The organism is Serratia sp. CMO1 (assembly GCF_015689115.1).
Lineage (GTDB): Bacteria > Pseudomonadota > Gammaproteobacteria > Enterobacterales > Enterobacteriaceae > Serratia > Serratia marcescens.
Map to the genome: position 1 here is coordinate 1,571,622 of NZ_CP065032.1, position 19,225 is coordinate 1,590,846.

Here is a 19,225-nt window from a genome sequence, read left to right on the forward strand (position 1 = left end):
TTTGATTCAATCAAAACGACAGGCTGCCGGTCTGGTTATCGGCACCCTTTTGTTTGCGATATCTGCGCCGGTTTATTCGATAGGGATTTTAGACGCATATTCGCTGGCATTAGAAAAGGACCCGACCTTCCGGGCGGCTATAAAAGAGAAAGAAGCGGGAGATGAGAACGAAAACATCGGTAGGGCGGGGCTGCTGCCGAAGGTGTCGTTGAACTATCAGAATTCACCGCGCAATTGGCAGACGCAAAAATATCCGCAGAGCGACTTTTTCGGCAATGTTTCGGAGGTCACCCGGCGGCAGCAATATCGCAGTTATTCCAGTTCGATCACGCTGACGCAGCCGCTGTTCGACTATGAAGCGTACGCGCGCTACAAAGCCGGCGTGGCGCAGACGATGATGTCGGACGAGCGCTATCGCGGCAAATTGCTGGATCTTGCGGTTAGGGTGATTAACGCCTATGTCGAAGTGGCCTATTCCAAGGATCAAATCGCGTTGGCCGAAGCGCAAAAGGCGGCTTACAAGGAACAGTTGACCTTGAACGATCGCCTGATGAGCGCCGGTGAAGGCACCATTACCGACGTATCGGAAACCCAGGCGCGCTACAGCCTGGCCGAAGCGCAGGTAATCGAAGCGCGCGATGCGCTGGACGCCGCCCAGCGCGAATTGGAAGTGATTATCGGCATGCCGCTGAACCAACTGGATGAATTGCAGGTTTTGCGTCCGGGCAAGTTTAAGGTGGCGCCGCTGATCCCGTCCAAGTTCGAAGAGTGGCAAAAGATCGCGCTGGAGAACAACCCGGTGTTGGCTGCGTCGCGTCATGGCGTGGACGCCGCCAAGTATGATGTCGAAAGGAATCGTGCGGGCTTTATGCCTCAGGTTCAGCTGTATGCTTCGCATTCGGAAAACGACTCCAGCAGCGATAATACGGTTAACCAGAAATACCGTACCGACAGCATCGGCGTGCAGGTCAGCATGCCTATTTATTCCGGCGGCGGCGTTTCGGCGTCGACCCGGCAGGCGGCGGCGCGCTATGGCCAGGCGATGTATGAAATGGATGCACAGACGGGCACCACGCTCAACGATCTGCGCAAGCAATACAATTTGTGCATCAGCAGCCGCGCCAAGGTGGCGGCCTATGAGTTGGCGGTACAATCGGCTACGACACAGGTGACGGCGACTCGGCAGAGCGTACTGGCCGGGCAACGCGTCAACGTCGATGTGCTCAACGCCGAACAGCAGCTCTATAGCGCCCAGCGCGATCTGGCTTCCGCCAAGTACGCCTACATCAAATCATGGATCACCTTGCTGAGCGATTCCGGTACGTTGGATGAAAAAGATGTTATGCGGGTCGCGCAGTATTTTGCCCGCAGTCGCTAGTCCGGTTTTGCGATGAGGCGAGTATTTATCTGAAAGGGAGCAGCGTTAAGCTGCTCTTTTTGTTTTGTTGCGTTATGTTATCGGTCGGTGGCCGCAGGCCTGATTTTCGTTCGTTTGCCAGAGGGGCGATGGCACTGTATCAACCGGTTGTATTCAATCGCTGCCTCCGGCGCAGTTAAGCTGTGTGATAACGCAGAGAGCGCGGCGTGCTAGCGGTTTTAATCCGTGTTTTTCAGCACGCAGTGATGGCTGAGTTCGGCCTGAACGGCTCTCAGGTGCCAGAGTCATGACGCGACGAGAGAGAGCGACCGTTGCCGTTTATGGTGCTTTACGGTCGATGAGCCGTAAACCTTTGATGGTCGAAAAGGATGCGTGATTCTACGTTTTATTTAAAATAAGCCTATGGCTTTAGACGGCTGTTTTTCTTGAGCGCGTTGGGCGCGAGTGAGGGGTTTGTATGGCGGTTTTAGTTACTGGCGGAGCCGGCTACATCGGTTCACATACAGTGTTGATGCTGTTGGAGCGCGGTGAAGAGGTGGTGGTATTGGATAATCTGTCGAACTCGTCAGCGGAGTCTTTACACCGCGTAGAGAAACTGACGGGAAAAGCCGCCGTGTTTTACCAAGGTGATGTTCAGGCCGATCCTGGAGAAAATCGCTGCGGTTGCGGAAGGCGAGCCTTGCGTGACCTACATTGGCGCAGACGGTGCCGGCCACTATGTGAAGATGGTGCACAACGGCATCGAATACGGCGACATGCAGCTGATTGCCGAAGCCTATTCTCTGCTGAAACAGGCGCTGAATCTGAGCAACGAGCAGCTGGCCGAAACCTTCGCCGAGTGGAACAAGGGCGAACTGAACAGCTACCTGATCGACATCACCAAAGACATCTTCACCAAGAAAGACGAAGAGGGTAAATACCTGGTCGATGTGATCCTGGACGAAGCTGCCAACAAAGGCACCGGCAAGTGGACCAGCCAGAGCTCGCTGGATCTGGGCGAACCGCTGTCGCTGATCACCGAATCGGTGTTCGCGCGCTACCTGTCCTCGCTGAAAGATCAGCGCGTTGCCGCGTCTAAAGTGCTGACCGGCCCGAAAGTGGCGCCGTTCACCGGCGACAAAGCTGAATTCATCGAGAAAGTGCGTCGCGCGCTGTATCTGGGCAAGATCGTGTCCTACGCGCAGGGCTTCTCTCAGCTGAAAGCCGCGTCTAAAGAAAACAACTGGGATCTGCACTACGGCGAAATCGCCAAGATCTTCCGCGCCGGCTGCATCATCCGCGCCCAGTTCCTGCAGAAGATCACCGACGCTTACGCGGCGGACGCCGATATCGCCAACCTGCTGCTGGCGCCATACTTCAAGCAAATCGCCGACGAGTACCAGCAGGCGCTGCGTGACGTGGTGGCTTACGCCGTGCAGAACGGCATTCCTACGCCAACCTTCTCCGCCGCGATCGCCTACTACGACAGCTACCGTTCTGCGGTGCTGCCGGCGAACCTGATCCAGGCGCAGCGCGACTACTTTGGTGCGCACACCTATAAACGTATCGACAAGGAAGGCGTGTTCCATACCGAATGGATGGAATAATCCCGCCCGTTGAGCGATAAAAAAAGCCGCCGAGGTTAACGCCCGGCGGCTTTTTTATTGCGCGTGATTTAACGTCACGCTTTTTTCTGATGCCTTTCGCGCAGCCGGCCGATCACCGCGCTCATATCCAAATCCTGGTCCTGCAGCAGCACCAGCAGGTGATAGATCAGGTCCGAAGCTTCGTTGGTCAGCTCTTCGCGATCGTTGACCGTGGCGGCCAGCGCGGTTTCCACGCCTTCCTCCCCGACCTTCTGCGCGATGCGCTTGGTGCCGCTGGCGTACAGGCTGGCGGTGTACGAGCTGTCCGGGCTGGCGTGCTTGCGCTCCGCCAACAGCTGTTCCAACTGATAGAGGAACGTCCAGTCGCTGGCGGCCGGGTGGAAGCAGCTGCTGTTGCCGAGGTGGCAGGTCGGGCCGATCGGGGTGGCCAATATCAGCAGCGTGTCGTTATCGCAGTCCGGCGTGATGCTGACCACCTTGAGGAAGTGGCCGGAGCTTTCACCCTTGGTCCACAGGCGCTGCTTGGTGCGCGAGAAGAAGGTGACGTTGCCGCTTTGCTCGGTGGTCGCCAGCGCTTCCGGCGTCATGTAACCCAGCATCAGCACTTCGCCGGAAACGGCGTGCTGCACGATGGCCGGCATCAGGCCGTCGGTTTTTTCCCAGTCCAGCTGGTTTCTCTGTTGTTCTGTCAGCACACGCGAATCTCCACGCCTTGTTCGACCAGGAACCTTTTCAGTTCGCCGATATTGATGATTTGTTTGTGGAACACCGATGCCGCCAGCGCGCCGTCGACGTCCGCATCGCGGAACGCTTCCAGGAAGTGCGCCATGGTGCCCGCGCCGCCGGAGGCGATCAGCGGCACCTTGCAGGCCTCGCGCACCCGGCGCAGCTGCTGCAGATCGTAACCGTTGCGCACGCCGTCCTGGTTCATCATGTTCAGCACGATCTCACCGGCGCCGCGGCGCTGCACTTCCTGCACCCAGTCGAGGGTTTCCCACTGGGTGATTCGGGTGCGGCTCTCGTCGCCGGTATATTGGTTGACATGATACTTGCCGGTTTCACTGTCGAACCAGGTGTCGATGCCCACCACGATGCACTGCACGCCAAAGCGTTCAGCCAGGCGGCTAATCAGCTCAGGATCGGCCAGCGCCGGCGAGTTGATCGAAATCTTGTCGGCGCCGAAAGACAGGATCTGGCTGGCGTCCTCGGCGCTTTTAATGCCGCCGGCGACGCAGAACGGAATATCAATCACCTCCGCCACGCGCGACACCCAGCTTTTGTCCACCACCCGGCCGTCGCTCGAGGCGGTGATATCGTAAAATACCAGCTCGTCCGCGCCTTCTTGCGCATAGCGCTGCGCCAGCGGCACGATGTCGCCGATGATTTCGTGGTTGCGGAACTGCACGCCTTTCACCACTTGCCCGTCTTTAACATCCAGGCACGGGATTATCCGTTTTGCCAGCATGCGATCGCCTCCTCAACGCTAAATTTACCTTCCAGCAGGGCGCGCCCCACGATCACGCCGGCAACGCCGCTGCCGCGCAGCTGGGCGATGTCGTCCAGATTGCCGATGCCGCCCGAGGCCTGGAAGGCCACCTGCGGATAACGGCGGCTGATCGCCTGATACAGCGCCACGTTGGAACCGGCCAGCGTGCCGTCGCGCGAAATATCGGTGCACAGCACGTGCTTGAGCCCGTAGGGCAGGAACTGCTCCACCACCTGTTCCAGCGTGGCGTCGGAATCTTCTTGCCAGCCGCTGATGGCCACGCGCTTCACGCCCTGTGCGTCGATGCGCACGTCCAGCGCCAGCACCAGCGCGTCGGCGCCGTAGCGCTCGAACCAGCTCTGCACCAACTGCGGTTGTTTCACCGCGGTGGAGCCGATCACCACGCGCGTGGCACCGGCCTCCAGCAGGGCGCTGACGTCTTGCTCGTTGCGGATGCCGCCGCCGACCTGCACCGGCACGTCAACCCCCGCCAGCAGCTTGCGCAGCAGCGGGATCTGGCGCGCCGCCGGATCCTTGGCGCCGGTCAGATCGACCAGATGCAGCACCTGCGCGCCCTGTTGTTGATAGTCCTGCAGACGCAGCAGCGGATCGTTGCCGTAGTCGCGCTGCTGGCCGTAATCGCCCTGATGCAAACGCACCACGTTGCCGTCGATCAAATCCAAAGCCGGAATAATCATGCTGCCTACATCTCCAGAAAGTTTTTCAACAGTTGCGCGCCGGCCGCTCCAGATCGTTCTGGATGAAACTGCACGCCGAAGAAATTGTCTTTTTGCACGGCGGCGGTGAAGGGCTCGCCGTAGTTCGCCTGGGCGATGGTGCTGGGACATATCGGCATCGCATAGCTGTGTACGAAATAGAAGTAGGCGCCGTCATCGATGCCGCGGAACAGATGGTGGCCCGCCTGCGCGGACACCTGGTTCCAGCCCATGTGCGGCAGCGGCAGGCCGAAGTCGGTCATCTGCTTCACCGGCGTATCGATGAGGCCGAGCGTGGTCACACCGCCGTTCTCTTCGCTGCTGGCCGCCAGCAGCTGCATGCCGAGGCAAATGCCCAGCACCGGCTGCGTGCAGGCCCTGATCAGTTCGATCAAATCGCGCTCGCGAAGCTGATCCATCGCCGCCTGCGCGGTGCCGACGCCCGGCAGGAACAGCTTGTCGGCGCGCAGCACGATCTCCGGATCGCGGCTCACCTCCGGCTGATAGCCCAGGCGCCGCACCGCGTAGGTGACGGAGGCCAGGTTGGCGCAGCCGGTATCCAAAATCACCACGTTCATCACAGCACTCCTTTCGAACTCGGCAGGGTATTGCCCTCGACGCGGATCGCCTGGCGCAGCGTGCGGCCAAACACTTTGAACAGGCTCTCGACCCGGTGGTGGTCGTTTTTGCCCTTGGTCTTCAGGTGCAGCGTGCAGCCCATGGTGTAAGACAGCGAACGGAAGAAGTGCTCGACCATTTCGGTGCTGAGATCGCCGACGCGCTGATAGTTGAACTCGGCTTTGTACTCCAGGTGCGGGCGGCCGGAGATATCCAGCGCGCAGCGCGCCAGGCATTCGTCCATCGGTAACACGAAGCCGAAGCGGGCGATGCCGCGCTTGTCGCCCAATGCCTTGTTCAGCGCTTCACCCAGCGCCAGGCCGGTGTCTTCCACCGTGTGGTGATCGTCGATATACAGGTCGCCTTTGACGTCGATCTCCATGCGGAAGCCGCCGTGGGTGGCGATCTGATCCAGCATGTGGTCGAAGAAGCCGACGCCGGTTTTGATTTTGCTGCCGCCTTCGCGATCCAGCCACACGTTGACGTCGATCTGCGTCTCTTTGGTCACGCGGTTAACCCGCGCGTGACGGTCACGCAGGGTCAGCTGGCGCACGATCTCTTTCCAACCCAGCACGCCGCGCTGGTAACGCAGCCCCTGGATGCCCATATTTTCCGCCAGCTGCACATCGGTCGGCCGATCGCCGATCACGTAGCTGTGTGCGGTATCGAGCACGCCGGGTTCCAGGTAGCCCTTCACCAGCGCGGTTTTCGGCTTGCGGCAGTCGCAGTTGTCCGCCGGCAGATGCGGGCAGATCAGCACATCGGTGAACTGAATGCCCTGGGAACTGAGGATCTGCATCATCAGGTTGTGCGGCGGATCGAAGGTTTCCTGCGGGAAACTGGCGGTGCCGAGCCCATCCTGATTGGTGATCATCACCAGCTGATACCCCGCCTGTTGCAGCGCCAGCAGGGAAGGGATCACGTCTGGCTCGAGCGCCAGCTTGTCCAGGCGGTCAACCTGGAAATCTTCCGGTGGCTCGGCGATCAGCGTGCCGTCACGATCGATAAAGAGGATTTTTTGGCTCACATTGGCTCCTGGCGAGTCTGGTTGGCGCCGGGCAGGGCGGACAAGGCGTCCACCACGCGTTGACATTCGTCGCGGGTGCCTATGGTGATGCGCAGGCAGCCGGACAACCCGGGCTGTTTGTTTTGGTCTCGTAAGATAATGCCCTGATCCCACAAGCTTTTAAACACATTACTTGAGGCGGTGAAGCGGGCCAGCAGGTAATTGCTGTCGCTGGCGAAAACCTGCTCGACGCAGGCGCATTTCTCCAGCTGTTGCTGCAGCCAGCTGCGGGTGGCTGCGATGTCGGTGACGCGCTGGCGCATGGTGCGGATACCTTCTTCGCTCAGCGCCTGCGCGGCGATATCCGCCACCGGCGTCGAGAGCGGGTAAGGCGCGATCACCTTCAGCAGTAGGGCAATCAGATCTTCATTGGCGAGCGTAAAGCCGCAGCGCAGGCCGGCCAGCGCAAAGGCCTTCGACAGCGTGCGCAGAATAGCCAGGTGCGGGTAGTCACTCAGCCAGCCGGCCACCGAAGCCTGCGGGCAAAACTCGATATAGGCTTCGTCCACCGCGACGATCGCCTTGCCTTTGGCCAGCTCCAGCAGGCTGCGTAGATCGTCCGGATCGATCAGGTTGCCGGTTGGGTTGTTCGGGCTGCAGACGTAGATCAGCTTTACGTTGTCCAGGCTGTCCGCGATGGCCGGCAGATCCAGCTGCCAGTCTTCTTTGGCGGCCACGGTGCGGCGCTCCACGCCGAAGGTTTCGGCGCTGACGGCGTACATGCCGTAGGTCGGCGGGCAGAACAGAATGGCGTCTTTGCCCGGCTCGCAGAAGGCGCGGATCAGCAGCTCGATGCCTTCATCGGCGCCGCGGCTGACCAGCACCTGCTCTTTCTTCACCCCGGCATAGGCGGCGTAGCGTTCGATCACCTGCGCCGGCTGGCACTCCGGATAGCGGTTGAAGGTTTGCGCGGTCAGCTGGAATTCCGGGGCGATCGGGTATTCGTTGGCGTTCAGCCATACGTCGCCCTTGCCGCCGAGGCGGCGCGCCGATTGATAAGGGGTCAGCTCGCGAACGTTGGTGCGCGCCAGTTTTTCGATGCTCATGCTTGCTCCTTCAGGGCGGCGACGCGCAGGGTCACGGCATTCTTGTGGGCGATCAACTGCTCGGCGGCAGCCAGCGTCTCGATGGTGGCGGCCAGGTTGCTGAAGCCCTGCGGCGTCAGTTCCTGCACCGTCATGCGTTTTTGAAAATCGGCCAGCCCCAGGCTGGAGCAGGTGGCGGTGTAGCCGTAGGTCGGCAGCACGTGGTTGGTGCCGGAGGCGTAATCGCCGGCGGACTCCGGCGACCAGTCGCCGAGGAACACCGAACCGGCGCTGGTGATGCCGTCCACCAGTTCACGCGCATTGCGGGTCTGAATAATCAGGTGCTCCGGGCCGTAGCGGTTGCTGATCGCCACGCACTCGGACAGATCGCGCGCTACGATCAGGCGGCTGCTCGCCAGCGCCTGACGGGCGGTCTCGGCACGCGGCAGCTCGGCCAGCTGGCTTTCCACCGCGTCGGCCACCGCCTGCGCCATCGCCGCGTCCGGCGTCAGCAGGATCACCTGCGAATCCGGGCCGTGTTCGGCCTGCGACAGCAGATCGGAAGCGACGAATGCCGGGGTGGCGCCGGCGTCGGCGATCACCAGCACCTCCGAAGGGCCGGCAGGCATGTCGATGGCCGCGCCGTCGAGGCGCTGGCTGACCTGCCGCTTGGCTTCGGTCACGAAGGCGTTGCCCGGCCCGAAGATCTTCGCCACGCGCGGCACGCTCTCGGTGCCGAACGCCAGGGCGGCGATCGCCTGCGCGCCCCCGACCTGAAACACTTCCTGCACGCCGCACAGCTGCGCCGCATACAGGATCTCATCGGCGATCGGCGGCGGCGAGCACAGCACCACCCGGCGGCAGCCGGCGATGCGCGCCGGCGTCGCCAGCATCAGCACGGTGGAGAACAGCGGCGCCGATCCGCCGGGAATATACAGACCCACCGAGTCGATAGGGCGGGTCACCTGTTGGCAGCGCACGCCCGGTTGCGTTTCGACGTCCACCGGCGGCAGTCGCTGCGCGTTGTGGAAGGTTTCCACGTTGGCGACGGCAACCGCCATCGCCTGTTTGATGTCGTCGCCCAACCGCGCGGCGGCGGCGGCGATCTGCTCGGCGCTGACGCGCAGCGCCGAGACTTCCGCCTTGTCGAAACGGGCGCTGTAGTCGCGCAGCGCCCGATCGCCGTTGGCCTTCACGTTGTCGAGGATTTCGCTCACCGTGCGGGTGATGCTGTCAGAGGCGGCGATTGCCGGGCGCATCAGCAGCTCGGTCTGGCGTTCGGCGCTGCTGGTCGCCCAATCGATCGGCGTGTTGAAGGTCGACATGGCGTTACTCCATCATCTTTTCAATCGGCAGCACCAGAATCGAGCTGGCGCCGAGCGCTTTCAGTTTTTCCATGGTTTCCCAGAACAGGGTTTCGCTGCTCACCATGTGCATCGCCACGCGGTTCTGCGCGCCGGCCAGCGGCAGAATGGTCGGGCGCTCGGCGCCCGGCAGCAGCGCGACGATCTCGTCCAGTTTCTCGCTCGGCGCGTGCAGCATGATGTATTTGGATTCACGCGCCTGGATCACGCCCTGAATGCGGGTCATCAGGCGATCGATCAGCTGCTGTTTGGCTTCCGGCATTTCGCCGTCGCGCTGGATCAGGCAGGCCTTGGAGCGGTAGATCACCTCCACTTCGCGCAGGCCGTTGGCCTCCAGCGTGGCGCCGGTAGAGACCAGATCGCAGATGGCGTCGGCCAGGCCGGCGCGCGGCGCCACTTCCACCGAGCCGTTCAGCAGGCAAGATTTGAAGCGCACGCCCTGCTTGTCGAGGTATTGCTTCAGCAGGTGCGGGTAAGAGGTGGCGATGCGGGCGTCCTGCAGGCTTTGCGGGCCGGTGTATTCGGCGTCGAGCGGGGTGGCCAGCGACAGGCGGCAGCCGCCGAAATCGAGGCGGCGCAGGGTGAAGTAACGCGGGTCTTCGCCCTGGGCGCGGCGGCTGAGCAGTTCTTCTTCCAGCACGTTTTCGCCGATGATGCCGAGATCGACCACGCCGTCCATCACCAGGCCCGGAATATCGTCGTCGCGCACGCGCAGGATATCGATCGGCATGTTTTCCGCGAAGGCGATCAGACGCTGTTGCTGCAGGTTGATCTTGATGCCGCAGCGCGCCAGCAGTTCCTGGGATTCATCGCTCAGGCGGCCCGACTTCTGCATTGCGATCCGTAAACGTGTCTTGTCCAGCATGGTAACCTCTGTTTAATCTGTAATTTTATGAATTTATTGTAAAAACTATTCTTTTCTGTCTGTCCGGAGCCAAAAAAAAACCCTCGGAAGAAATCTTCCGAGGGCTCTCTCTTGCGTTCTGCGCGCCACTGGAAGATTAACAAACCGTCTTCCAGCACTCATCGCCTGAAAGACTAGTCAGGGTGATGGTGATGATGGTGGTTGAACTGAACGCGTGTCATGGTGTTTTTCTCTAATCAAAAGCCGGTAAAAACCGTATGCCAATTAAGCTAAACTATCCGCTGTCCACCGCGCAACCCTTTTTTAACGTCATAAATTTAATTTATTGAAACAGGTTAGGTTATTAGCCACAGACGGCTTTACCTGACCTTAAGCCGGGCAGATTGTATCGCCGTGCGCAGTGGCGTAGCCTTAGGGGTAGGGCGCTGCGATCTTCAGGAGAGGAAGAGGATGAAAAAGGTAGCCATTATTGGTTTGGGTTGGCTGGGCATGCCGTTGGCGCTGTCGCTGATGGGGCGCGGGTATGACGTGGTCGGCAGCAAAACCACGCCGGACGGCGTCGAGGCCGCGCGCATGAGCGGCATCGAATGTTACCAACTGGAGCTGACGCCGGAGCTGGTGTGCGATCCGGACGATCTGGAATCGCTGCTGCGTGTGGATGCGCTGGTGGTGACACTGCCCGCTCGCCGCACCGTCGAAGGCAGCGAAAACTATTTCAATGCGGTGCGCATGCTGGTGGACAGCGCGATGGCCTTTGGCGTGCCGCGGGTGATCTTCACCAGTTCCACCTCGGTGTACGGCGAAACTGCCGGCACGCTGCGCGAAGAGTCGCCGCTGCGGCCGGTCTCGCCGTCGGGCCGGGTGTTGGCCGAGCTCGAACGTTGGTTGCATGAATTGCCGAATACCTCGGTGGACATTCTGCGCCTGGCGGGGCTGGTGGGCGCCGATCGTCACCCCGGCCGCTTCCTGGCGGGAAAACTCGACGTGAAGGGCGGTTCGCAGGGGGTAAATCTGGTGCACCAGGACGACGTCATCGCCGCCATCCAACTGTTGCTGAAGCTGCCGAAGGGGGGCCACGTGTACAACCTGTGCGCGCCGCGTCATCCGGCCAAACGCGAATTTTATCCGGCGCTGGCCGAGCAGTTGCACCTGGAGCCGCCGCAGTTCGCCGACGAGGCGGAGCAGGATGAGCGACTGGTGGACGGCAACCGCATCTGCAACGAGCTGGGTTTCGAGTACCAGCATCCCGATCCGGCGCGCATGCCGGTCAGCTAAACGTCATCATGCCCCGCAAATGCGGGGTTTTTTTCGCCAGCGCGCACCAAATCCTCCAGCAGCGCGTTCAACGCCTCGTCGGGCTGGACGGGGCGGCTGACCAGGCTGAGCGTGGCGCGGTAAGAGAGCGCCGCGCCGCCCAACTGCCGCAGCAGCCCCTGTTCCACCCAGCGCGCCGCGTAGTGGGTGGGCAGATAGCCAAGACAGGTGCCGCTCAGCACCAGATGGGCGACGCTTTCCATATGGTGAGCCACCGCCGCCAGATGCGGCGGCGCGATCGGGCACAGCTGCTGCGCCAGCAGGTAGCCGCGCTTGACCCAGCGCGCGTTTTCAATCTGCTCGCGCTCCGGTTCTTCCACCGCGAACAGCGGGTGATCCTCACTGCAATAGATCGCCTGCGTCTCCTCCAGCCACGGCTGATAACGCAACGCTTCCAGCTGTTGGCCGAAGTAGCCGATGCCCAGATCGAGCTGCCGGTGCAGCAGCCCTTGCTCAATCTCGTTCGGCGAACAGATGCGGCACTGCAATTGCACGTCCTGATGTCGGCGCTGGAAGTGTTTGATGGCCTGGCTGAACGGATTGTCCGGCAGCGAAACCAGGTTATCCACCAGACCGATTTGCAGATCGCCGGTCAGCAGGCCGTTCAGCGACTGGCTGACCCGGGTGAAGTCGCGGGCGGCGTTGAACAGCGAGCGGCAGGCGATCAGCATGCGTTCGCCCTTGGGCGTCAGCCGGAAGCCGGAGCGCCCGCGCTGACACAGGCGAAAACCCAGCCGGGTTTCCAACGAGGCCAGGTGGGTGCTGATGGTGGATTGGTTCATCAGCAGCGCTTCCTGCGCGGCGCTGACGCCCTGGGCTTCCGCCACTGCGACGAACACCCGCAGCAGTTTCAGATCGATATCGCTTAGGTTGGTGAGCATCGCCCCCTCCGCAGAACGTCGGCCGGTTAACCCATTTTTAACATCGAAGAAATAGGTGCGGCGCTGAAGATATGGCCTTCCTTATGGCATGAATTTTAAATAAAAATCAATACTTCAATAAGTTAGTTGCATCGCGTTTTTCGATGTTTACATGCAAAAGCGGGAATGGTAGCCGAGGTGGCCAACGGGGTAGCCTGCGAATGTTGCTCAAATGTTTCAATCCATCGCAGATAAAGACAAGGAAACGCCATGCTGAACCAACCCCAAAGCGGTAACGATATGCCGCGCTTTGCCGGCCTCCCCACCATGATGCGCCTGCCCGCGGCCGAACAGGCGCGCGGTCTGGACGCCGCCTTCGTCGGCGTTCCACTCGATATCGGCACCTCCAACCGCAGCGGCACTCGCTATGGCCCGCGCCAGATCCGCCAGGAATCGGTGATGATCCGCCCCTACAACATGGGTACCGGCTCTGCGCCGTTCGAACGGCTGCAGGTGGCCGATCTGGGGGATGTCGCCATCAACCCCTACAGCCTGGCGGACAGCGTACGGCGTATCGAGGCGGCTTACCACGAGATCCTGGCGCACGGTTGCACGCCGTTGACGCTCGGCGGCGATCACACCCTGACGCTGCCGGTGCTGCGCGCCATTGCCCGTCGTCATGGTCCGGTCGGGCTGATCCACGTCGATGCGCATTCCGATACCAACGAGGAGATGTTCGGCGAACAACTGGCGCACGGCACCACTTTCCGCCGCGCGTTTGAGGAGGGGCTGCTGGCGCCGGAAAAGGTGGTGCAGATTGGCCTGCGCGGCAGTGGCTATGCGGCGGACGACTTCGACTGGTCACGCCGCCAGGGCTTCCGCGTGGTGCCGGCAGAGGCCTGCTGGCACCGGTCGCTGACGCCGCTGATGGCGGAGATCCGCGAGCAGATGGGCGAAGCGCCGATTTATCTCAGTTTCGATATCGACGGGCTGGATCCGGCCTTCGCGCCGGGCACCGGCACGCCGGAGGTCGGCGGGCTGTCGGTTTGGCAAGGTCTGGAGATCGTGCGCGGCTGCCGTGGGTTGAACCTGGTCGGCGGCGACGTGGTGGAAGTGTCGCCGCCTTACGATCGCTCCGGCAACACCGCGCTGCTGGCCGCCAACCTGTTGTTTGAAATGTTGTGCGTGCTGCCGGCCCGTTGAGGCCGGCGCACTGACTCTACCGGCGGAGCGGTTGCGTCGGGGCCCCTGATAACAATAACTACGGAGTGGAGGTACCCATGAATCTCGATCTGCTGGTCGTGGTGTTTTACTTTCTGGTGATAGGCGCGGTGGGGTGGATGGGCATTCGCCGCGCCAACTCCAAAGAGGCGTATCTGGTGGCCGGGCGCAACCTGGGGCCGGGGCTGTATCTGGGCACGCTGTCGGCGGTGGTGCTCGGCGGCGCGTCGACCATCGGCAGTGTCAAGCTCGGCTACACCTACGGTATCTCCGGCGTCTGGCTGTGCGGCGCGTTGGGGATGGGCATCGTGGTACTGAGCCTGGTGCTGGCCAAGCCGCTGCTCAAGCTGAAGCTGTATACCGTCAGCCAGGTGCTGTCGCGGCGCTATCACCCGGCGGCGCGGGTCACCAGCGGCGCGATCATGCTGGCGTATGACCTGATGGTGGCGGTGACCTCGATCATCGCCATCGGCAGCGTGATGCAGGTGATGTTCGGCCTGTCGTTCAGCGCATCCATCCTGCTCGGCGGCGGGCTGGTAGTGCTGTATTCGACGCTGGGCGGCATGTGGTCGCTGACGCTGACCGACATCATTCAGTTCATCATCATGACCGTCGGCATGATGCTGGTGCTGATGCCGATGAGCATCGTCAAGGCCGGCGGCTGGGAGGCGTTCACCAGCCTGCTGCCCGCCGGTTACTACCAACTGTCGTCGATCGGGCTGGACACCATTCTGGTGTTCTTCCTTATTTACTTCTTCGGCATTCTGATCGGCCAGGACATCTGGCAGCGGGTGTTCACCGCCCGTAGCGCCAATGTGGCGCGCTTCGCCGGGCTGGGGGCGGGCGTCTATTGCGTGCTGTACGGCGTGACCGGCGCGCTGATCGGCATGGCCGGCAAGATCGTGCTGCCGTCACTCAGCAACACCGACGGCGCCTTCGCCGCCATCGCGCAAGCGGTGTTGCCGGTTGGCGTCAGCGGGCTGGTGGCCGCCGCGGCCTTGGCGGCGCTGATGTCCACTGCCAGCGCCTGCCTGTTGGCGTCTTCGACCATCGCGCTGGAGGACGTGCTGCCGGCCATCCGCCGTAAACCTTCCGGCGGGCTGGCCGCCGGGCGCTTCACCACGCTTTTCATGGGCGCGGTCATGCTGGGGCTGGCGTTTGTGGTGCGCGACGTGTTGGCGGCGCTGACGCTGGCTTACAACCTGTTGGTGGGCGGCATGCTGATCCCGTTGGTAGGGGCTATCTTCTGGCCGCGCGCCACCAGCGCCGGCGCCATCGCCAGCATGCTGACCGGCAGCCTGTGCGTGGTGGGGCTGATGATCTGGCACGGTATCGACGCCAACAGCCCGATCTACGGCGGTCTGCTGGGCGGCGGCGTCGCCTTCGTGCTGGGCAGCCTGCTGAGCCGCCCGGCGCCGCAGCTGGAGACTCAAACTGAACGCTGAGGGCGAGCCGGGCTTTTATCACGGCGCCTTTACTGATTTACTGAGGAGCAGGGCGCATCGCCGCCCTGTCGGTTTAACGGTGAAGGTAAGGAGAAGGTGAGTCATGGGTACGATCAGCGTCGCATGCTGCCAGTTAGCGTTGCGGGTAGGGGAAGCGGATCACAATCGGGCGCTGTCCGCCCAGGCTATCCGCCGGGCGGCGCAGCGCGGCGCCAACGTCATCGTGTTGCCGGAGTTGGTGAACAGCGGCTACGTGCTGCGCGATAAGGCGGAGGCGCTGGCGTTGGCCGAAGCCGAGGACGGGCCTAGCCTCAGCCTGTGGGGGACCCTGGCGCGCGAGTTGGATGTGGCGATCGTCGCCGGTTTCTGCGAGCGGCTGCCCGATGGCGGGGTGGCCAACAGCGCGGCGTTGATCGATGCGCAGGGCGTGAGGGCGATTTACCGCAAGGCCCACCTGTGGCATGAGGAGAGCACGATCTTTACCCCCGGCGATCGGCCGCCGCCGGTCGTCGAGACGCGCTTTGGCCGGTTGGCGGTGATGATCTGCTACGATCTTGAATTCCCCGAATGGGTGCGTCTGCCGGCGCTGGCCGGCGCTCAGCTGCTGTGCGCACCGGTCAACTGGCCGCTGGCGCCGCGCCCGCAGGGAGAACGGCCGGCGGAGATGGTGAAGGCGCAGGCCAACGCCGCCGTCAATCGGCTGTTCATCGCGGTGTGCGATCGTTGCGAAACGGAATGCGGCGTTGCGTGGATCGGCGGATCGGTGATCGTCGACGCCGATGGCTATCCGTTGACGCAGAGCCTGACAGGCGAAGGCATGGTGCTGGCGGAAATGGATATCAGCACGGCCGATGACAAGCGCATCGGCCGCTACAATCATGTGCATCGCGATCGGCGGCCGATGCTGTATTGAAGCGGCGGGGCAGTCGGCGGATCCGGCTGCCCCGCCGATCGTTTCTCCGGCGGGAAAATCCGCCGTTTTGGCGCTTACAGCCAGCCTGATTTCTTCAGCTTCTGATACAGGAAAATACAGCCGACGGCGGTCGCCCCCAGCGTGGCGTGATAGGCCCACGGGAATTTCAACTCCGGCATGTCGGCGAAGTTCATCCCGTACAGGCTGAAGATCACCGTCGGGATAGCCAAAATCGCCCCCCAACCCGCCAGCCGTTTCACCACTTCGTTTTGTTTGACCGTCACCAGCGCCAGGTTGACGTGCATGGCGTTGGTCAGCATTTCGCGCATGTCGTCGATGTTGCTGACCACCTGATGCGCGTGATCCTGCACGTCGCGCACGTAGGCGCGCAGCTCTTTCGGGATCACCTCTTCGTGCAGGCGAATCAGCTGGTTGCAGATTTCATCCATCGGCAGCGCGGCGTTGCGCAGCGCCAGCAGGTGGCGGCGCAGGGTATAGACGTTCTCGATCGCCGCCTGATCGAACTCCGACTGGAACATGTTGGCTTCGATGTTCTCGATGGTGCTCTCGAAGCGCGTCACCACGCTGCGGTAGTTATCCACCACGAAGTCCAACACCGAATAGAGGGCGAAGCCCGGCCCGCGGCACATCTGCTTGTGGTTCTCTTCCGCTTTGGCGCGGATCGGCGCGTAACTGGGCGAGGCGCCGTGGCGCACCGTCACCAGAAAGTTTTTGCCGACGAAGAAGTGGGTTTCGCCGTATTCGATTTCGTCGTGCTCGCCCCACTGCGCGGTTTTCACCACGATGAACAGCGAGTCGCCGTAGGTCTCCAGCTTCGGCCGCTGGTGCGCGCACAGCGCGTCTTCGATCGCCAAATCGTGCAGGCCGAACTCCTCCTGCACCTTGCGCATAAACGCCGGCTCCGGCTGCCGCAACCCCAGCCAGACGAAGGTGTCCGGCTGTTTGACCACCTCGCTGATATCGTCGATGGTCACTTCGCCCAGCCGTTGGCCGGCTTTGTACGCCACACAGTTCACCACCATGCTTTTGCTGTCCATCTGTCCATCCATCAATCAGTCAGGGTTTTGGTAAGAAAATAGCACTCGTGTTCCACCGGATACTCTTTCAGCGTCATTTGCAGCTGATAGCCGAGCTTTTCGTAGAACGGCCGCGCCTGGAAGCTGAAGGTGTCGAGACGGGCGTAGCGGCAGCCGCGCGCCTGCGCCTCGTGCTCGGCGGCGCGCATCAGCCGGCCGCCGAGGCCGCTGCCGCGCTGGGTATCCGCCACCCACAGCCACTCGATGCTCAGCCAGTTGCCCCAGGTTTCGGCGGTCAGCCCGCCGATCACCGTGCCGGCCTCGTCGCGCGCATAGACGCTGAGCGGCTTGCGGTGGCTGGCGTCGATATGCGGCAGGTTGTAAGCGCGCAGGCCTTGCCTGATCGCATCGAGGGTATGTTCGTCAATCGCGTCGGTAACGGTAATGTCCATTTTTCCTCCTGGGTTATGGATTAACTTAAGCACACTGCGGCTAAAAGGCAACCCGTTGAAATGTAATGTAAACACCCATTCCGATGGGCTGGACTACACTAAACGGGTCATTTCATCTTCAGGAGGACGCCATGCCCCGATTGACTCTGCTGGCCGGTTTGCTGCTGTGCAGCGGCCTGCTGCACGCCGCGCCGACGGTCAGCCAATTGCAGGACGGCCTGGAACACCCGTGGTCGCTGGCCTTCTTGCCGGCGGAACAAGGCCTGCTTATCACCGAACGGCCCGGCCGGCTGCGGCTGTGGCAGCAAGGCAAAGGCCTGTCGCCGCCGATCGCCGGCGTGCCGCAGGTCTACGCCGAAGGACAGGGCGGCCTGCTGGAGGTGTTGCCGGCGCCCGACTTCGCCGCCAGCCGCCGGGTGTACCTGAGCTTCGCCGAATCGGGCGAGGGCGGCAAAGCCGGCACGGCGGTCGGCTATGGCCGCCTGAGTGACGACGGCGCGCGGCTGGAAAACTTTAAGGTGATCTTCCGTCAGCAGCCCAAGCTGTCGGTCGGCAATCACTTTGGCGGCAAGCTGGCGTTCGATCGGCAGGGCTACCTGTTTATCGCGCTGGGCGAAAACAACCAGCGGCCGACGGCGCAGGAGACCGACAAGCTGCAGGGCAAGCTGGTGCGGCTGACCGCCGAGGGCGCGATACCACCGGATAATCCCTGGGTCGGCCAGGCAGGTAAACGCCCGGAGGTCTGGTCTTACGGCCACCGCAATCCGCAAGGGCTGGCGTTGAACCCGTGGAGCGGCGCGATCTGGGAACACGAGCACGGCCCGCGCGGCGGCGATGAGCTCAATATCCCGCTGCCGGGTAAAAACTACGGCTGGCCGCTGGCCACCTACGGCATCAACTATTCCGGCCAGCCGATCCCGGAGGCCAAAGGAGAACGGGTGCCCGGCACCGAACAACCGCTGCACTATTGGCGAGTCTCGCCCGGCCTCAGCGGCATGGCGTTCTATGACGGGCAGCGTTTCCCCGCCTGGCGTCACTCGCTGTTCATCGGCGCGCTGGCGCAAAAGGCACTGATTCGCCTGACGCTTGAGGGTGACAAAGTGGTGGCGGAAGAGCGGCTGCTGGGCGATCGCGGCGAACGCATCCGCGAGGTGCGCAGCGGGCCGGATGGCTATTTGTATCTGCTGACGGACGAACGGGACGGCAAGCTGCTGAAGGTCGGGGCGTCGTAACGCCCCGCACGCGTCAGGTGAGCTCGCTCATCACGCCGCGCTGATAGGCCGGGCGAGCGCGCAGCTGCTGATACCAGCGCTCCATGTTCGGTCGCGGGCGGCGGGCGATCGGCATCTCGAACCAGCCGTAGGCGAAGCTGCCGAGCGGGATATCGCCGAAGCCGAATGCGTCGCCGGAGAGGTAAGGCTGGTGCGCCAGCGTCTGTTCAATGACGTCGAAGTGTTTTTCCAGCGTGGCGATCGCCGCTTCGATTTTCGCCATGTCGCGTTGCTCCGGCGCGGTGCGGATCAGGCCCCAAAAGACGATGGTGAAGGCCGGAACGATGGTCGAGGTGGTCCAGTCCATCCATTTCTCGGCGGCGGCGCGCGCCTGCAGATCTTGCGGATAGAACGCCGCGTCGCCGAATTTCGCCGCCAGGTAGCGCACGATGGTGTTGGACTCCCACAGCACGAAGTCATCGTCCTGCAGCAGCGGCACCAGGCCGTTCGGGTTCAACGCGCGGTAACTCTCTTCGTTGACCTTGCCGAACGCGCCGCCGGCGTTGATGTGGGTATAGCTCAGCCCCAGTTCGGCGGCGCACCACAGCACCTTCCTGACGTTGTTCGAATTCTCACGACCCCAAATGGTCAGCATGGGATAACTCCGT

19 protein-coding genes, 2 pseudogenes and 1 other annotated feature are annotated in these 19,225 nt (G+C 62.2%); of the genes and pseudogenes, 8 read left to right on the forward strand and 13 right to left on the reverse strand.

Annotated features, from left to right (window positions below; all coding sequences use genetic code 11):
• The first annotated feature begins 1 nt into the window (after window position 1).
• The 3 genes and pseudogenes from IT763_RS07430 to gnd all read left to right on the forward strand — a co-directional run.
• On the forward strand, window positions 2–1,378 hold the full coding sequence (locus IT763_RS07430) for a TolC family outer membrane protein (protein ID WP_016928415.1): 1,377 nt from the start codon (window positions 2–4) through the stop codon (window positions 1,376–1,378).
• Between the two features lie 457 nt (window positions 1,379–1,835).
• Window positions 1,836–2,015: pseudogene (locus IT763_RS07435) on the forward strand (SDR family NAD(P)-dependent oxidoreductase); the annotation flags it as partial.
• Window position 2,016: 1 nt separating this feature from the next.
• A pseudogene (gene gnd, locus IT763_RS07440) lies at window positions 2,017–2,964 on the forward strand (decarboxylating NADP(+)-dependent phosphogluconate dehydrogenase); the annotation flags it as partial.
• 74 nt (window positions 2,965–3,038) lie between these two features.
• Here the strand turns inward: gnd and hisIE are convergent.
• From hisIE to hisL, 9 genes are all read right to left on the reverse strand, one after another.
• On the reverse strand, window positions 3,039–3,659 hold the full coding sequence (gene hisIE / locus IT763_RS07445) for a bifunctional phosphoribosyl-AMP cyclohydrolase/phosphoribosyl-ATP diphosphatase HisIE (protein ID WP_049299812.1): 621 nt from the start codon (window positions 3,657–3,659) through the stop codon (window positions 3,039–3,041).
• Window positions 3,653–4,429: an imidazole glycerol phosphate synthase subunit HisF gene (hisF, locus tag IT763_RS07450; RefSeq protein ID WP_016928406.1), complete on the reverse strand. Its 777-nt coding sequence runs from the start codon at window positions 4,427–4,429 to the stop codon at window positions 3,653–3,655. Before hisF ends, hisIE begins: the two co-directional genes overlap by 7 nt.
• Window positions 4,411–5,148 (reverse strand): 1-(5-phosphoribosyl)-5-[(5-phosphoribosylamino)methylideneamino]imidazole-4-carboxamide isomerase, encoded by a 738-nt coding sequence (gene hisA, locus IT763_RS07455; protein WP_016928405.1) that lies wholly within the window; start codon window positions 5,146–5,148, stop codon window positions 4,411–4,413. Before hisA ends, hisF begins: the two co-directional genes overlap by 19 nt.
• Window positions 5,149–5,153: 5 nt before the next feature.
• The gene (hisH, locus tag IT763_RS07460; RefSeq protein WP_004938803.1) at window positions 5,154–5,744 is read right to left on the reverse strand and encodes an imidazole glycerol phosphate synthase subunit HisH; all 591 of its coding nucleotides are present in this window, start codon (window positions 5,742–5,744) and stop codon (window positions 5,154–5,156) included.
• Entirely contained in the window at window positions 5,744–6,811 is a 1,068-nt protein-coding gene (gene hisB / locus IT763_RS07465) for a bifunctional histidinol-phosphatase/imidazoleglycerol-phosphate dehydratase HisB (protein WP_016928404.1), read from the reverse strand. Before hisB ends, hisH begins: the two co-directional genes overlap by 1 nt.
• Window positions 6,808–7,896 (reverse strand): histidinol-phosphate transaminase, encoded by a 1,089-nt coding sequence (hisC, locus tag IT763_RS07470; protein WP_206195298.1) that lies wholly within the window; start codon window positions 7,894–7,896, stop codon window positions 6,808–6,810. Before hisC ends, hisB begins: the two co-directional genes overlap by 4 nt.
• Window positions 7,893–9,200: a histidinol dehydrogenase gene (gene hisD, locus IT763_RS07475; RefSeq protein WP_033640853.1), complete on the reverse strand. Its 1,308-nt coding sequence runs from the start codon at window positions 9,198–9,200 to the stop codon at window positions 7,893–7,895. The genes hisC and hisD overlap by 4 nt, the downstream gene beginning before the upstream one ends.
• A 4-nt stretch (window positions 9,201–9,204) precedes the next feature.
• Window positions 9,205–10,104, reverse strand: coding sequence for an ATP phosphoribosyltransferase (gene hisG, locus IT763_RS07480; RefSeq protein WP_004938793.1), 900 nt, complete (start codon window positions 10,102–10,104; stop codon window positions 9,205–9,207).
• A 71-nt stretch (window positions 10,105–10,175) separates the two neighbouring features.
• Window positions 10,176–10,302: a sequence feature (His leader region), on the reverse strand.
• Window positions 10,278–10,325 carry a his operon leader peptide gene (hisL, locus tag IT763_RS07485; protein WP_100396937.1) on the reverse strand — a complete coding sequence of 16 codons (48 nt, stop codon included), beginning with the start codon at window positions 10,323–10,325 and terminating at the stop codon, window positions 10,278–10,280. Its footprint overlaps the feature before it by 25 nt.
• A gap of 229 nt (window positions 10,326–10,554) precedes the next feature.
• Here hisL and IT763_RS07490 point away from each other — a divergent pair, with 229 nt between their 5' ends.
• A complete protein-coding gene (locus tag IT763_RS07490; RefSeq protein WP_016928401.1) occupies window positions 10,555–11,379 on the forward strand; it encodes an SDR family oxidoreductase in 825 nt (274 codons plus the stop codon).
• Here the strand turns inward: IT763_RS07490 and IT763_RS07495 are convergent.
• A complete protein-coding gene (locus IT763_RS07495) occupies window positions 11,376–12,299 on the reverse strand; it encodes a LysR family transcriptional regulator (RefSeq protein ID WP_206195299.1) in 924 nt (307 codons plus the stop codon). The genes IT763_RS07490 and IT763_RS07495 overlap by 4 nt on opposite strands.
• A gap of 249 nt (window positions 12,300–12,548) precedes the next feature.
• Here IT763_RS07495 and speB point away from each other — a divergent pair, with 249 nt between their 5' ends.
• From speB to IT763_RS07510, 3 genes are all read left to right on the forward strand, one after another.
• A complete protein-coding gene (gene speB / locus IT763_RS07500; protein WP_164052578.1) occupies window positions 12,549–13,481 on the forward strand; it encodes an agmatinase in 933 nt (310 codons plus the stop codon).
• Window positions 13,482–13,558: 77 nt separating this feature from the next.
• Entirely contained in the window at window positions 13,559–14,944 is a 1,386-nt protein-coding gene (locus tag IT763_RS07505; RefSeq protein WP_143778776.1) for a sodium:solute symporter, read from the forward strand.
• Window positions 14,945–15,047: 103 nt separating this feature from the next.
• Window positions 15,048–15,857: a nitrilase-related carbon-nitrogen hydrolase gene (locus tag IT763_RS07510; RefSeq protein ID WP_206195300.1), complete on the forward strand. Its 810-nt coding sequence runs from the start codon at window positions 15,048–15,050 to the stop codon at window positions 15,855–15,857.
• Window positions 15,858–15,931: 74 nt separating this feature from the next.
• On the opposite strand, the gene IT763_RS07515 is transcribed toward IT763_RS07510, so the two are convergent.
• Window positions 15,932–16,915, reverse strand: coding sequence for a magnesium and cobalt transport protein CorA (locus IT763_RS07515; RefSeq protein WP_015377262.1), 984 nt, complete (start codon window positions 16,913–16,915; stop codon window positions 15,932–15,934).
• Between the two features lie 11 nt (window positions 16,916–16,926).
• Window positions 16,927–17,346 (reverse strand): GNAT family N-acetyltransferase, encoded by a 420-nt coding sequence (locus IT763_RS07520; protein WP_049241084.1) that lies wholly within the window; start codon window positions 17,344–17,346, stop codon window positions 16,927–16,929.
• A 131-nt stretch (window positions 17,347–17,477) separates the two neighbouring features.
• Between IT763_RS07520 and IT763_RS07525 the strand changes: the two genes are divergently transcribed.
• On the forward strand, window positions 17,478–18,578 hold the full coding sequence (locus tag IT763_RS07525) for a PQQ-dependent sugar dehydrogenase (protein WP_016928391.1): 1,101 nt from the start codon (window positions 17,478–17,480) through the stop codon (window positions 18,576–18,578).
• 13 nt (window positions 18,579–18,591) lie between these two features.
• Here the strand turns inward: IT763_RS07525 and IT763_RS07530 are convergent, their stop codons facing one another.
• Window positions 18,592–19,212 (reverse strand): glutathione S-transferase family protein, encoded by a 621-nt coding sequence (locus IT763_RS07530; RefSeq protein ID WP_033640845.1) that lies wholly within the window; start codon window positions 19,210–19,212, stop codon window positions 18,592–18,594.
• Between the last annotated feature and the right edge of the window lie 13 nt (window positions 19,213–19,225).

Coding starts and splice junctions, on each gene's coding strand:
- hisF (WP_016928406.1), bottom strand. CDS start 4,429: ATGCTGGCAAAACGGATAATCCCGTGCCTGGATGTTAAAGACGGGCAA.
- hisA (WP_016928405.1), bottom strand. CDS start 5,148: ATGATTATTCCGGCTTTGGATTTGATCGACGGCAACGTGGTGCGTTTG.
- hisH (WP_004938803.1), bottom strand. CDS start 5,744: ATGAACGTGGTGATTTTGGATACCGGCTGCGCCAACCTGGCCTCCGTC.
- hisC (WP_206195298.1), bottom strand. CDS start 7,896: ATGAGCATCGAAAAACTGGCGCGCACCAACGTTCGCGAGCTGACCCCT.
- hisD (WP_033640853.1), bottom strand. CDS start 9,200: ATGTCGACCTTCAACACGCCGATCGATTGGGCGACCAGCAGCGCCGAA.
- hisG (WP_004938793.1), bottom strand. CDS start 10,104: ATGCTGGACAAGACACGTTTACGGATCGCAATGCAGAAGTCGGGCCGC.
- IT763_RS07490 (WP_016928401.1), top strand. CDS start 10,555: ATGAAAAAGGTAGCCATTATTGGTTTGGGTTGGCTGGGCATGCCGTTG.
- IT763_RS07495 (WP_206195299.1), bottom strand. CDS start 12,299: ATGCTCACCAACCTAAGCGATATCGATCTGAAACTGCTGCGGGTGTTC.
- speB (WP_164052578.1), top strand. CDS start 12,549: ATGCTGAACCAACCCCAAAGCGGTAACGATATGCCGCGCTTTGCCGGC.
- IT763_RS07505 (WP_143778776.1), top strand. CDS start 13,559: ATGAATCTCGATCTGCTGGTCGTGGTGTTTTACTTTCTGGTGATAGGC.
- IT763_RS07510 (WP_206195300.1), top strand. CDS start 15,048: ATGGGTACGATCAGCGTCGCATGCTGCCAGTTAGCGTTGCGGGTAGGG.
- IT763_RS07515 (WP_015377262.1), bottom strand. CDS start 16,915: ATGGACAGCAAAAGCATGGTGGTGAACTGTGTGGCGTACAAAGCCGGC.
- IT763_RS07520 (WP_049241084.1), bottom strand. CDS start 17,346: ATGGACATTACCGTTACCGACGCGATTGACGAACATACCCTCGATGCG.
- IT763_RS07525 (WP_016928391.1), top strand. CDS start 17,478: ATGCCCCGATTGACTCTGCTGGCCGGTTTGCTGCTGTGCAGCGGCCTG.
- IT763_RS07530 (WP_033640845.1), bottom strand. CDS start 19,212: ATGCTGACCATTTGGGGTCGTGAGAATTCGAACAACGTCAGGAAGGTG.